Annotated in this window: 11 protein-coding genes and 1 tRNA gene; 6 read left to right on the top strand and 6 right to left on the bottom strand. The window is 70.7% G+C overall.

All coding sequences use genetic code 11. The features are described 5' to 3' along the window. Positions 1-217: 217 nt before the first annotated feature. The 6 genes from UIS43_RS24680 (at position 218) to UIS43_RS24655 (ending at position 7,732) form a co-directional block, all read left to right on the top strand. A complete protein-coding gene (locus tag UIS43_RS24680; protein ID WP_358455323.1) occupies positions 218-1,981 on the top strand; it encodes a substrate-binding and VWA domain-containing protein in 1,764 nt (587 codons plus the stop codon). Between the two features lie 228 nt (positions 1,982-2,209). Continuing rightward, on the top strand, positions 2,210-2,989 hold the full coding sequence (locus UIS43_RS24675; protein ID WP_041552276.1) for a hypothetical protein: 780 nt from the start codon (positions 2,210-2,212) through the stop codon (positions 2,987-2,989). A 99-nt stretch (positions 2,990-3,088) separates the two neighbouring features. Further along, a complete protein-coding gene (locus UIS43_RS24670; RefSeq protein ID WP_370011891.1) occupies positions 3,089-5,227 on the top strand; it encodes a DUF2510 domain-containing protein in 2,139 nt (712 codons plus the stop codon). Between the two features lie 86 nt (positions 5,228-5,313). Then, positions 5,314-5,964 carry an oligoribonuclease gene (orn, locus tag UIS43_RS24665; RefSeq protein WP_071621509.1) on the top strand — a complete coding sequence of 217 codons (651 nt, stop codon included), beginning with the start codon at positions 5,314-5,316 and terminating at the stop codon, positions 5,962-5,964. 67 nt (positions 5,965-6,031) lie between these two features. Then, a tRNA-His gene (locus UIS43_RS24660) sits at positions 6,032-6,107 on the top strand. Between the two features lie 272 nt (positions 6,108-6,379). Further along, positions 6,380-7,732 (top strand): tyrosine-type recombinase/integrase, encoded by a 1,353-nt coding sequence (locus tag UIS43_RS24655; RefSeq protein WP_370011890.1) that lies wholly within the window; start codon positions 6,380-6,382, stop codon positions 7,730-7,732. Positions 7,733-7,791: 59 nt separating this feature from the next. On the opposite strand, the gene UIS43_RS24650 is transcribed toward UIS43_RS24655, so the two are convergent. From UIS43_RS24650 to UIS43_RS24625, 6 genes are all read right to left on the bottom strand, one after another. After that, complete coding sequence (locus tag UIS43_RS24650; protein ID WP_370011889.1) at positions 7,792-7,983, bottom strand: helix-turn-helix domain-containing protein; 192 nt, start codon at positions 7,981-7,983, stop codon at positions 7,792-7,794. 40 nt (positions 7,984-8,023) lie between these two features. Continuing rightward, a complete protein-coding gene (locus tag UIS43_RS24645) occupies positions 8,024-8,248 on the bottom strand; it encodes a WhiB family transcriptional regulator (RefSeq protein WP_370011888.1) in 225 nt (74 codons plus the stop codon). 746 nt (positions 8,249-8,994) lie between these two features. After that, complete coding sequence (locus tag UIS43_RS24640) at positions 8,995-9,852, bottom strand: replication-relaxation family protein (protein ID WP_370011887.1); 858 nt, start codon at positions 9,850-9,852, stop codon at positions 8,995-8,997. A gap of 239 nt (positions 9,853-10,091) precedes the next feature. Then, positions 10,092-10,349, bottom strand: coding sequence for a hypothetical protein (locus UIS43_RS24635; protein ID WP_370011885.1), 258 nt, complete (start codon positions 10,347-10,349; stop codon positions 10,092-10,094). Positions 10,350-10,527: 178 nt separating this feature from the next. Beyond that, complete coding sequence (locus UIS43_RS24630; RefSeq protein WP_370011882.1) at positions 10,528-12,483, bottom strand: N-6 DNA methylase; 1,956 nt, start codon at positions 12,481-12,483, stop codon at positions 10,528-10,530. Continuing rightward, complete coding sequence (locus tag UIS43_RS24625) at positions 12,483-13,103, bottom strand: restriction endonuclease subunit S (RefSeq protein WP_370011880.1); 621 nt, start codon at positions 13,101-13,103, stop codon at positions 12,483-12,485. The genes UIS43_RS24630 and UIS43_RS24625 overlap by 1 nt, the downstream gene beginning before the upstream one ends. Positions 13,104-13,119: the final 16 nt, after the last annotated feature.

Below are 13,119 nucleotides of genomic sequence, written 5' to 3'. Positions count from 1 at the left end.
TTTCGTTCCGTCTCGCACGGAGAGGAGAACACGAGGGGAACGGACGGAATCCCTGAGATGACCGGCACTGTGCCCGGGTTCACACCGGCGGGCTCCCGACAGCGCCGACGTGAGAGCGGCACGGTCGGCATTCACCCGGTCTGGACTGTTGAGTACCGTTTCCCACCAGTAACACTCCCCCTGCACCCCCGTCCGTACACCACCCGTGAGGAAAGCTGTGGGACGTCACCGCGGAAGATACGCAGAAGAGACCTCCGGCCGGTCCAGGCGCCGTCGCGGCCGCGGCGGCGCCTTCGCCGCCCTGGCCGCCGCGCTGGTGATCGTGGTCGGCCTCGCCGCGGTGGGCGTCTACGTGTTCGGCCGGTCCGACGGCTGCGGCGGTTCCGACATCGCGCTGGACGTCGCGGTCAGCCCCGAACTCGCCCCGGCCCTGACCGACGTCGCCTCCGACTTCAACGCGGAGGAGCACCAGGTGGACGGGAGCTGCGTACAGGTGCAGGTGCGCCAGGTCGACTCCGCCAACGTCGCCTTCGGCATCACCGGCGCGGGAGCCACCATGGGCGACACCGACTCCGACGTGTGGATCCCGGACTCCTCCCTGTGGCCGCGCCTGGTCCAGAGCCAGGCGGGCGACGCCGTCATCACCGAGACCGGCACCTCCGTGGCCCGTTCGCCTCTGGTCCTCGCCGAACTCACCGAGTTCGCCGACGGGAACTCCCCGAGCAGTTGGGCGGAGGTCGTGCCCACCACCGCCCCGGGCCAGGAGGCGGAGCGCACCGTCCGCGTGGTCGACCCCGCCCGCAACGCCACGGGGCTGGGCACCCTCTACCTCCTGCACGGAGCGCTGGAGGAGGCCAGCCCGGACACCGCCACGTTCAACGCGCGGATGACCGCGGTCCTGCAGGGCCTGCACCGGGGCGCGTCCTCGGACGAGGAGGCCGCCTTCCTCGCCCTCAGCGGCGGCGGCGCCGAGGCCCCGCCCGTGATGGTGATGTCGGAGCAGGCCGTGTGGCGCTACAACGCCGCGCACGGGGACGCCCCCGCCCAGGTCGGCTACATGGAGGGCGGCACCTACTACCTCGACTACCCCTACGTCGTGCGCAGCGAGGAGAGCGCCGTCACCCGCGCCGCCGAGGAGTTCCGCGAGGCGGTGCGCGGGGAGGAGGCGCGGACCCGGCTGCTCGCGGAGGGGTTCCGCGGCCCAGAGGGGCAGATCGACGCCTCCGTGCTCACCGAGGAGGTCGGCTTCGCCGCCGAGCCGCCCACCGAACTGCCCACGCCCGCCGCGGACTCGATCACCGGGTTGATCCGCACCTGGAACCAGCTCAAGATGGACTCCCGGGTGCTCGCGATCGTGGACATCTCCGGCTCGATGCTGGCCGAGGTGCCCGGGACCGGGATGACCCGCATGCAGGTGACCAGCGCCGCCGCCACGCAGGGCCTGGAGATGTTCACGCCCAGTTCCGAGCTGGGCCTGTGGGAGTTCTCCACCAACGTCAACAACGAACTGCACTACCAGGAGATCGCGCCGATCCGCGAACTCCAGGCGGCCGCCGACGACGGCACCGCGCACCGGGACGTCCTGGCGGGCGCGCTGGCCTCGCTCCAGCCCCTGCCGCAGGGGGACACGGCGCTGTACGAGACCTACCTGGCGGCCTACCAGGAGATGTCGCGCACCTACCAGCCCGACCGGACCAACGTCATCCTCATGCTGACCGACGGCGACAACGACAACCCCGGCGGCCTGGGGCTGGACGAGCTGATGTCCCAGATCGAGTCCCTGGCGAGCCCGTCACGGCCGATCCCGATCATCACGATCGCGTTCGGGCCCGACGTGCAGAACCTGGAGCCGCTCCAGGAGATCGCCGCCGCCACCGGCGGTGCCGCCTACATGACCGAGGACCCGACCGAGATCGGCGAGATCTTCCTCCAGGCGTTCTCCCTGCGCATCTCCGAGGACTCCGAGGAGACCACGGAGTAGCCGGAAACGGCGTCCGGGCCGCGGGCCCGGACGCCTCCTCTCCCCCGCCCTCCCCCACACGCGGATACGGCCCCTTCCCACGGGACGCCGACGGGCGGTGACAAGTCCCTGTCCTCTGAGTGAGGGGCTCTGGACTTCTCCGTTGCGTTGGCGTACTCAGAGAGGAGTCGGGGGGTGCCCCGCGGTACCGGAGAGGCCCGGCACACGACGACCGGTTGGGGGAAGGCCATGACGGAGGCGTGGATGCCCGGCGCCGAGAGGTTCGGCGGTGGGACGAGCAACCGGACACCCCCCGGGATCGGCGCTCCGCGCGCCGTGTGGACGGTGACGGGGTCCGACCCCGGGGCCTGGTCCGCGCGCGAGGAGGCGCGGCGGCTGGTGAACGAGGAGCGCGAGGCGCACCTGGTGTGGAACCCGCTGACCGGCGACGTGGTCCAGACCCTGGCCGCGACCTGCCGCGGACGCCTGCCCTTGGGCGGCACGCACCAGTACGAGCTGTACCACGACCACGGCCATGAGGGGCGGGTGTGTCTGGTGGTGGCGGTGGTGTCCTCGTGGGAGATCCCCTTCACCGACGGCCCGATGCGCGGGCTGTCCCCGATCCTGACGTGGTTGGACTCCTGGGGGGTGGAGCGGGTCTGGCGCGCGGACCCCGCGGAGTCGGTGGCGGGGGCCGTGGACGCGGGGAGCCCGGAGAAGAGGAGCGGGGAAGCGCGGATACCGGGCATGAGGAGCGCGGTGTCGGACACTGTGGCGGCGGGCGTCGCGGCGACGGGTAGCGCGGCCGCGCACAGTGCGACGGCGCCGCACTCCGCCGAGGCCACGCGCGCGGCGCGGGTGGCGCGCGCGTGGGCCAGGGGAGGGCACTTCGGCCACGACCAGGTCCCCGGCTCCTGCGCCAAGGGACCCGGAGGACTGGACACCGCACGGCTGCTGGCCACCGGCCTCGTCCCGCCGCCGAGCGGTCCGCGCGCTCCCGCCGACCCGCGACCCTCCGCGATGAGGTGAGTACAACACGGCAGGAGAAAAATGGTCCGGGTGTCCTGACCACCGGTAATCGGACACCACTGGTTCATCGCCGTTCCGCAACCCTTTAGTCTGTCGCCCATGGGTGGATCTATCGAGCCGGGTTGGTACGCGGACCCGCAGGGCGACGCGCAGACGCTCAGATGGTGGAACGGCAGCGAGTGGACACGGCATACCCGTTCCCTGAGCGAGCTCCAGGGCCGTGGTGATCCGGGAGACGAGGAGGCCGCGACCACCCACCTGGGCGGATCCGGACAGGGCGGGTCCGGACAGGGCGCCCCCGCCTCCGACGAGGAGGATCCCGGAACGGTGCGGCTGGGCCCCTCCCAGACGCAGTCGGCGGCACCGATCGACGACGAGCCCAGCACCATGCGCATCAACCCCTCCTGGGCACAGGGATCCCCCCAGCAGGACACCACCCCGCCCTCCCCCCAGCCCCCGATCGACGACGAACCCAGCACGATGCGGATCAACCCGTCGTGGACACAGGGTTCCTCCTCTCCCTCTTCCCCCTCCCCCGCCTCACCGCCCCCCGGCGCCCCCATCGACGACGAGCCCAGCACCATGCGCATCAACCCCTCCTGGGCGCGGGGCGGCGACGATGACGAGGAGCCCACCGCCGACCTGAGCGGCACGAACTCCACGATGCGCGTCGACCCGGCCGACCTCCCGGGCCGCGGCGGCGGCCCGGGGACGGACGGCGGGTACGGGTCGGGCGACGGGGCGACCGTGCGGGTCAACCCGGGCGACCTTCCCCGGCGCGACGAGGACGAACTGCCCACCGCCGACCTCACCGACGACGAGATCCCCACGTCCAACCTGACCGACGACGACCTGGGCGGTGAGGCGCCGCGCACCGCGGTGTTCGACCCGGGTGGTCCCGGTGCTTCCGGCACTCCTGGTGCCCCCGGTGCCCCCGGGTCGGCGGGGACTCCGAGTGAGGCGCCGCGCACCGCCGTGTTCGACCCGAACGACCCCGCGCTCCCGGGCGGCGGGACCTCCGGTACGGCCGTGTTCGACCCGGCCGACCCGGCCTTCTCCGGAGGCGGGGCCGCAGGGGGCGGGACCGCCGGTACCGCGGTGTTCAACCCCTCGGGTGGCGAACCCTCCGGTACGGCCGTGTTCAACCCGGGCGACCCCGCCTTCTCGGGAGGCACGGACGAGGGGAACAAGAAGGGCGGCAAGTTCAACAAGTTCCTGGGCAGCCTCAAGGAGGGCTGGTCCGACCTGTCCGAGGAGCGCAAGGAGCAGCGCCGCCACTCCGAGGAGGAGGCGGCCAAGCGGCGTGAGGAGGAGCGGGTCCGCAGGGAGGCCGAACTCCAGGAGGAGGCCAAGCGCCGCGAGGAGGAGGCCCGGCGCCGCGCCGAGGAGCAGCCCCCGGGCGCGCAGGGGCCGGGCGCCGCTGCCGCCGCCGGTTCGGCGGTCGGTGCGCAGCCGGGAGCCCCGTGGTCCCCGACCGGTCAGCCCGAGCAGCCCGGCCAGCCCGGTCAGCACTCCTCCGAGCAGCAGGCCCCGGGCCGGCAGCCCTCGGGGCCGCAGCCCTCCGCCCAGCCGTTCCCCGGTGCCCAGCAGCCCCCGGGCTTCCCGCCCGCCGCGCAGCAGCCGCCCTCGGGCCCCCAGCAGGGGCACTCCGCTCCGCCCGCGGCCCCGTCCGGACCGCAGCAGGGCATGTTCTCGCCCCAGCACCAGTCGGGACCGCAGCACCCGCCGTCGGGGCCCCAGGCCGGTTACCGCCAGCCCCCGCCGCCCCAGCAGGGTGGTTTCGGTCCGCCCGGATACCCGCCCCCGCAGCACATGGGCGGCCCGAACACTCCGGGGCGTCCGCCGCAGGGCATGCCCCCCGTCGGTCCGCCACCCGGCCAGCGGAACAAGCGGTCGGGCCCGCCGCCCGGGTACCCGCCGGCCGTCGGCCCCATGGCCAACACCCCGGGCGGACAGCCGCCGATGGGCGGACACCCCGGGGGCCCGCAGTGGGGCCAGCCGGGTCCGGGGCAGCCCCCCGGGCCGGGACAGCCCTACCAGCAGCACCGCCCGCAGAAGCCCAAGAAGAAGCGGGGAGGGTGCAGGGGATGCGGCTGCGGCTGCTTCACCTTCCTGCTCATCCTGCTCGTCCTCCTGGTCCTGGGCTACCTCCAGTTCTGGGGCGTGTGGGACTGGATGTACGCCATCTTCGGCGTCGGTGAGCCGCCCGGCGTCTCGGACCCCTGGATCTGGGACTGACCCAGGCTCGAGGGGGCGGTCGGACACGGTCCGGCCGCCCCCTTCGTCATCCCCCGCGACTCCCCACAACCCCTAAGCTGACCGGTATGAATGACAGTTTGGTGTGGATTGACTGCGAGATGACGGGCCTGGACTTCGAGCGCGACGCGCTGATCGAGGTGGCCTGCCTGATCACCGACGGCGAGCTCAACATCCTCGACGAGGGCGTGGACGTCGTGATCAGACCGCCGCAGGCCGCACTGGACCGCATGGGGGACTTCGTCCGCGACATGCACACGACCTCCGGCCTGCTGGAGGAGCTGGACAAGGGCGTGAGCCTCCAGGAGGCCGAGGACCTCGTCCTGGAGCACATCCGCCGGTACGTGACCGAGCCGCGCAAGGCTCCGCTGTGCGGCAACTCGATCGCCACCGACCGCACCTTCCTGGCCCGTGACATGAAGCGCATCGACGAGTTCCTGCACTACCGGATGGTCGACGTGTCCTCGATCAAGGAGCTGCTGCGCCGCTGGTACCCGCGCGTGTACTACGCGAGCCCGGAGAAGAACGGCGGGCACCGGGCGCTCGCCGACATCACCGAGAGCATCCACGAGCTGCGCTACTACCGCGCCGCGGCCTTCGTGCCCGAGCCCGGCCCGAACTCGGCCACCGCCCGCGCCATCGCCGCCGAGGTGGTGGCCGGGGGCACCGGCGCGGAGGCGCGCGAGGCGGCTCCCGGGAACGACGCGACGGAAAACTGATCGAAGCACTCCCCGGAGTCCGCTAAGCTTTCATACGTACGCGGGGCCGAGAGGCCCGGCGCACGTGGTGGGTGTAGCTCAGCCGGTAGAGCACTTGGTTGTGGTCCAAGAAGTCGCGGGTTCAAGTCCCGTCACTCACCCCATAGGCTTAAGCCCCTGACCAGCGGAAACGCAATGTGGTCAGGGGCTTTCGCGTGTCCGGGGGTGCACCGGCGGGTGCACGGGGGTAAGAGATCCGCCCGGTGAGTGCGCACCACCCATCCCGTCACTCACCGATGAAGCGGGGGTGCACCCAGCGCCACGCCGACCACGCGTTCGACCACGACCACACCCGCTCTGAACAGCGCAGAAGATCTCCGGAGATCTTCCGCCGATTCCCTTCGCTTCGGCCCGAACCCAAGCGATGGTCTGCACCATGGCAACCATCAACCAGCGGAAACTGGCCGACGGACGCACCCGCTACTGGGTGAAATGGCGGCTCGGCGGCACCCGCAAGGGCGCACCCCAGTCCGAACCGTTCGACACCCGCGCCGACGCCCACACCTTCAAACTCCACGTCGAGGCCGCCGGACACCACTGGCCCGAGAACTGGATCCCCCGCCAGGGCTGGGCACCGGGCTGGATTCCCGGACACGGCTGGGTCAAGCCCGAGAAGGACACCGAACCCGAGACCGAGGCCGAACCGGTCCTGTTCGCCGACTTCGCCCGCGACCTCATCGGCTCGATGACCGGCATCGAGGAGCGCACCCGCGCCGACTACCGCCGCGACCTCGAACGCCACCTCATCCCCCGCTTCGGCACCGCCGACCTGCGCGACACCGCCCAGCTCACACCCAAGGACGTCCGGGCCTGGGTCAACCACCTGCGCACCGGCGTCCCCGACCCCCGCCACCGGCCCAGCGCGGCCCCGGCGTCCGCAGGCCGCGACGGCTGGCTCCAGCGGCCCCTGTCCCCGAAGTCGATCCACAACCTCCACGGCCTGCTGTTCACCATCTGCGAGGCCGCCGTCCGCGAGGACCCGCCCGTCCGGCCCTCCAACCCGGCCGCCCGCACCCGCCTGCCCCGCGTCGACACCGCCGACCGCGAGATGTGCTTCCTCACCCGCGAGGAGTTCGCCCTGCTGCGGGACTCGATGCATCCGGACGTGCGCGACATGGTCGAGGTCCTGGTGCGCACGGGGATGCGCTACAGCGAACTGGTCGCGCTCCAGGTCCGCGACATCACCCTCACACCCGTGATCGGGCCCGAGGGGCAGCGGCGGGCGCGCGGCCACCTGGACGTGCGCCGGGCCTGGAAGCGCGGCCCGGACAACACCTTCCACCTGGGATCTCCCAAGACCCGCAGCTCCCGCCGCCGCATACCGCTGTCCCCGGGCACCATCGACCTCATCCGGCCCCGACTGGAGGGCAAGGGCGCCGAGGAGTTCGTGTTCACCACCGACCAGGGGTCGTGGTGGCGGCACTCCTCCTTCTACGGGCGCAGGTGGGCGCCCGGCGTCAAGGAGGCCCAGCGGCGAGGGCTGGGCAAGAAACCGCGCATCCACGACCTACGCCACACCCATGTGGCGTGGCTGATCGACAAGGACGTGCACGTCTTCAAGATCCAGCGCCGCCTGGGGCACACCTCGATCACCACGACCATGGACCGCTACGGACACCTGGTCACCGACATCGACGACACCATGATCGAGGCCATCGACGGCCCGCCCACGGGCACCGACCCGCACACCGACCCGGGCGGAGAACAGCACCTGCGCCTGATCTCCTGAACCGTCGGCGCACCACAGGGGCGGGTCCGCGAGGGCCCGCCCCTCCCCCGGCTTCCGGGCTACCGGGGGCCGAACCGTCTCGGCGCCACCTCGCGTTGAGCGGCGCGTTCCACGATCTCCTCCAGGTCCCGGGCGGTGAACCGCACGTGCTTGCCGAGCCTGCGGTGCGGGACCCTGCGCAGCCGGACCCGCTCGCGCAGCCACGACTCCGGCACCGCCAGCAGCCGGGCCGCCTCCGGGATCGTCAACAACCGCCCCGACACCTCCCCCGCCTCTGGTTTCCCCCCGCTGTCAGGCGGCGCGCTCCCGGCCACGCCCACCCCCATCCGCGTGCTCGCGGGCGGCGGTGCGGAACCCGCGCCGTTCCTCCTCCGAGGCCCCGCCCCACACCCCGTACAACTCGCCCCGCCGCACCGCTTCGGCCAGGCACGCCAACCGGACCGGACAGACCCGGCACACCCGCTTGGCCGCCCGCACCGACCCGCCCTGGGGCGGGAACCACAGATCCGGGTCCATCCCCCGGCAGGCCGCGTACGCCCACCAGCCCCCGGCCCCGCGACCGGGCGCTGCGGGGCCGCCAGACGGCCCGTAAGCGCCCGCCGCCCCGGCCTGGTGTCTGGCCGCCCGGCCCGGGGCCGGTGGCCCGACGTCCGCCCCACGTGCCCGCTGCCGCCGATCGCCCAACACGCACCCCCTGTTCAGCCACCGGGGCAGGGCAGCCCGTCCTGGCCGCTTCTTCTCCCCGATGTCGTCCCTAAAAGAAGACCCGCGAGGCGGCCGATACGACACCCTCGCGAGAGAACACCACCGGCCGGGCGGAGGTGGCACGGCAGGGTGTGCATCATCGACCTCGCCCTCGCACCGGCCGGCGCCCGACCGCGCGCCGGGCTCCCGGGGGAAACTCCACCTTCCTGGTGGTCGAGGGGATGCTTGTCCGCAACGCGGAGAAGCAAGAGACTCCGGGCGAGGCAGGGCACGGTTCCGGGGTGTGCGGGGACGCCCGCGCCCCCGCACACCCCCGGGCTGACACCGGGCGCCGCCCGCCCTACGTGAAGAGGACTACCGAACTCGGTATACAGCCTGGGCGGCCGGTGGACCACCCTCAAGCCCGCGCGACCTGCACTGATAACGCCGCCAGGGGTGGTCCACCCAAGGCCGGACCATCAGCTGGAGCGGTGGTGGGAGTACCGCCTGGAGCAGGGGCCGGAGCGGTCACAGGCCCACCGATCGGCACCCCTCCCACACCCCGCCTCAAGGGGAGGTCACTCCATCTGCCTCCTGACCTGTTGGGGGTAGGCCAGGGAGATTTCTCCCAGGGGTGCCCGGTCGCGGCAGTGCGCCAGCCTCCAGATCGGCTCCGCCGCCCCCAGGGTGTACAGCCGCGTGTAGGTGCTCATGTACACCCCCAGGGTGCCGGTGCAGTACTCGGCGAGCTTGCGGGCCGCGTTGTCTTCGCGCTGCTGGGAGTGGAACAAAAACAGCACCACCACCGGCCGACCGGTCGCCTCCGCCAGGCGCCGGTACCCGGGCATCTTCCACTGCACCTGGTTGAGGTTCTCGGTGCCGGTGTCGTACTCCAGGAAGGCGTCCAACGTCCTCCCGTGCTGGCGCCAGCGCAGGTGGGCGTCGGGGCGCACCGCGTAGTCGTTCCAGCGGCGGGCGCTCTCGCGCTCGCCCACCCACCGCACCACCTCGGCTCCTGCTTCGCGGGCGGCCTCGTACAGGGCGGCGCGGGTCTCGGCCAGGCCCAGGATGTGCGGCAGGTTCGGTGCGTAGGCCAGTGCCAGGGCCCGGTCGTGGCGGTGGCGGCCCAGGGGGAGGGGGTCCTCGCCGCGGTGCAGGGCGACCAGGGCTGCCCCGGTGGGGGCGAGCACCCAGTGGTCGGGGGCGTTGCGGTCGTGGGTGTGGCGGCGGAACCGGTCGATGAGCCCGTAGCGGTGCAGGACCAGCAGCCGGTACCGGGCCCGGCGTCCTCCGGCGTGGGGGAAGAAGATGCGGTGCAGGTGGTGGGTGGTCATCACCCGGTGCTCCCACAACCCCACCAGGATCCTGCGGTCCCGGTCGGTGATCCGCGGCAGCAGCCGCATCAACGCCTGCTCGTAGTCGTCCCCGTCACCCATGTACACCCTCCCGTGGTGGTCTTGCCTTCTTCCTGCTTTCTGTTCTCTTAAGAAGACGGACCGGGGCGGGGATGCGACATCGAAGACGCCAAAGCCTGGGGGTGGGGGTGGGCCGTGGTGATCAGATCACTCTCACACGACACTCAAACCGTACTCAAATAGCCTTCAGATACGACCAAACGGGGCGATACTGCGCGTACGCGGCACCGCCCCCGTCGACGGTCGGGATGATCGACCGTTTAGGTGAACGTCGTCGCCCGAACCCGTTCGGAGACTGCCGTGTACCGCCACACGGCGAGCAGCAGGGCGTCGGTGTCGGGGGCTTCCAGCAGGCCGGTAGGGGTGATGGCCCAGAAGGACCCGGTGGCCTCCCCGTAGTAGACGATCAGGCCAGGGCCCCGGACCCAGAAGGCGAGCCCCGCATCCTCCCCGGGAGACCCCCGTTTCTCCCCGACCGGGCCGGGGTCAGGGAACAGCCGCCGCAGCGCCTTGTTCACCTTGTCCTTTTCGCCGATCCATAGGAACAGGTGACGCACAGGGCCAGCGCCCGGGCCCCGATGGGAACCGCAGTTCACAGCACGGTCAAAGAACCTTTGAACAACTGAGGAGAACAGCGGACAGTGGGCGGTGGGGCTGAAGCGTTCGGCGCGCTTTTCAGGCGCGCCGAACGGGTGTTCAAAGTCGAGGCCAGGGATCCCCCGAGTTCTCGCCCCAGGGATCTCCGCTTCCCGCACCGGGCCTCAGCATGCCGTACGAGGATCTGGCTTGCGCTCCCTCGGTCAGGCTGACACCGAGTTCTCCGAGCCTGGCCTCGAAACGCCGGTCCGCCACTTCGCTCCTCTCCAGCAACCGGCTGAGCGATGCACCGTAGCAGTTCCGCCAGGTGTCCAGGGTCTTGGCCAGGGAGATCCTGTGTTCGCGAACCATCCCTTCGAGTTGTGTCCACAGGCCCTCGCCCAAGGCCACCAGACGCGCGCCCGGTTCGCCGTCCCGGCTGGCCTGGAAGAGGTCGGGAAACTCGTAGCGATGCAGGTCCCACCACCGCGCGAACGCCTGGGCCAACTCGTATTCGTCGAGAACCTTCGCGGGCGCCATTCGACGGCAGAACTCATCGGCCAGGGCCCTTCGGAACACACTGACAGTACGCCGGAACGACGCCCTGTGCGCGTTTTTCAGTACCTGTGGCCACTCCTGTCGGAACAAGTCCCCGAATCCGGCCAGAGTGGATTCCCCCCTGCGCTCGAGGTCTTCGACGATGTCCTCGAACGCCCCGCGCATACGAGTTTCCAGGTACCCGTCCCCACGTGCGCCGAACTGGCTGGATACATCGATGCCCAGGGCCTCGAACCGGGCCCGCAGCCGTTCCAGCTCCTGCGGTGGGACTCCCCCCAGTACAGCCCCGCGCAAATCCGGCACGTCCTCTTTCGCACCCGGAGCTTCGACATACCGGCGAACGTTGAGGTCGTGGTCGTTGTGAGCGATCTCCTCAAGGGGAACTACCGCGGAGAATCCCGGCAAGGCGGCCCGGTTGTCGAAGACACGGACGATCTTCTCGATGTGCTGGGGCTCCAACCGGTTCTGGTTGCGTCCGGTGGTGACCTCTCGCTCCGCGTTGATGAACAGGACGTCCCCGCAGCCACCTCGTCCCAGGACCAGGATGCAGGCCGGAACCGTGGTTCCGTAGAAGAGGTTGGGTCCAATCCCGATGACGGCCTCGATCTGTCCTGCGCCTAGGATTTTCTTCCGGATTTCCCGTTCCCGCCCGCCACGGAACAGCGGGCCGTGCGTCATCGCCACCACGGCACGCCCCTCGGCGCCCAGAGACGCGAGGATCTGCTGCACCACCATCAGTTCGGCCCGGCCGGCCGGTGCCCTTCCATGGAAGTTCTCCGGAACCCGGTAGTCGGCATGGTCGTAGACCAGGGCGAAGGGTGGGTTCGTCAGTACCCGATCGAACCTCCGACCGTTCTCGTCCACAGGTTTCCACGAGGTCAGGGTGTTCTCATGCCGAATCAGAGAGGGGTCCGCCCCGTTCAAGTGGAAGTTGGCCCGAGCGAGGTACACCACCTCCGAGACGCTGTCCGCACCGCTGACGGGAGTCTCGCCCTGGGACGGCGCCCCCACGTGTTCCAGTGCGCCGATGAGGGTTCCGCCCACTCCGGCATAGAAATCCGTCACGGACATACCCAGCCGCAGGTCGGCCAGGCGGATGATGAGCTCGTTCACCGAACGCGGAGTGAAGAACTCCCCCGCGGCCTTTCCCGTCTGCTCACCGATCAGGCTGAGGTAGAGGTCGTACACCTTTCCGACCACGGGCCCAGGTCGTGGTCCCCCCATGTCCTCGAGCAGCGCTCTGACACTGTCGGCGGCCTCGGCGAGTCGACGCGGTGGCAGGTCCTTGAAGGGGTCCGCGTCGGTGAAGAGGTGCGCGCGCTGGGGGTGGCCCCTCCACTTCTCCCATTCCTCTGGCAGCACGGGGGCGTGCAAACTACGTGCTCCGAGTTCGGAGGTGCCGAGGATGAGCATCGCCGTGACGGCCTTGGCCGATCCGGTGAGACCGCTCTTGCCCGCGAGCGCCATCGAGACGTGCAGAAGTTCGCTCGCGTACTCACCGGGTGTCCGCTTGGACATCAGGCTCCCTCCTCTGTCAAGAGTGCGGTGAACACCGATGGGCGAAGTGCCTCCATACGCTCGACGACGGCCTTCTTCGCGCTGATCGCCGCGTCCATGTCCCCCAGGGTGTGCACGATCCGCAGCTGTGTCCGCTGGCTCGGCACCACGACCTCCAGGGAACGCAGCGCCTCAGCGTTGAACGACGGGACCGTGCCGGAGAGCGCCGTTCCCCTCAGTAGTTCCATGGTGCCCGGTTGGGCCAGGTAGGCCACCAGGTACTCAGGGGACACCTCGGCAGTCCGCGAAAGGCGGATCCTCAGGCAGGAGGATCCGTAGATCCAGCCGACCTGGCCTGGTTCCGTGAGAGCGACCCTACCGAGGGCCCCTTGTCTGACGATGAGTACGTCACCGGTTTCCAGCATGTACGCTGCCGCCTTGGCCCGCTTCGCACCGGGGATGCTGCGCACAGAGCGCGGATCGATCCTGTGGTCTGCGGAGAATTCGGCGGGGGTGACGACCGGGATCCCTCCGGGAATGTCTCCCAGCTCTTTCAGAAGGGCACCGGAAGGTCCGGCCTTGACCTCCGCGATCTCACCGAGCGGCAGCAGCCGGTTTTGATATTTCACTCCGCGGTCCATGTTCTCCGTTCTTCGA

The organism is Nocardiopsis sp. LDBS0036, assembly GCF_041228755.1.
In the GTDB taxonomy this organism is placed as follows: domain Bacteria; phylum Actinomycetota; class Actinomycetes; order Streptosporangiales; family Streptosporangiaceae; genus Nocardiopsis; species Nocardiopsis dassonvillei.
Note: the sequence above shows the minus strand (reverse complement) of the source record. Positions and strands in the feature narration are given on the sequence as shown.

Bases quoted from the DNA above. Each gene is read 5' to 3' on its own strand.
- UIS43_RS24630 (WP_370011882.1), bottom strand. From the start codon at position 12,483: ATGTCCAAGCGGACACCCGGTGAGTACGCGAGCGAACTTCTGCACGTC.
- UIS43_RS24645 (WP_370011888.1), bottom strand. From the start codon at position 8,248: ATGGACCCGGATCTGTGGTTCCCGCCCCAGGGCGGGTCGGTGCGGGCG.
- UIS43_RS24640 (WP_370011887.1), bottom strand. From the start codon at position 9,852: ATGGGTGACGGGGACGACTACGAGCAGGCGTTGATGCGGCTGCTGCCG.
- UIS43_RS24675 (WP_041552276.1), top strand. From the start codon at position 2,210: ATGACGGAGGCGTGGATGCCCGGCGCCGAGAGGTTCGGCGGTGGGACG.
- orn (WP_071621509.1), top strand. From the start codon at position 5,314: ATGAATGACAGTTTGGTGTGGATTGACTGCGAGATGACGGGCCTGGAC.
- UIS43_RS24655 (WP_370011890.1), top strand. From the start codon at position 6,380: ATGGCAACCATCAACCAGCGGAAACTGGCCGACGGACGCACCCGCTAC.
- UIS43_RS24625 (WP_370011880.1), bottom strand. From the start codon at position 13,103: ATGGACCGCGGAGTGAAATATCAAAACCGGCTGCTGCCGCTCGGTGAG.
- UIS43_RS24670 (WP_370011891.1), top strand. From the start codon at position 3,089: ATGGGTGGATCTATCGAGCCGGGTTGGTACGCGGACCCGCAGGGCGAC.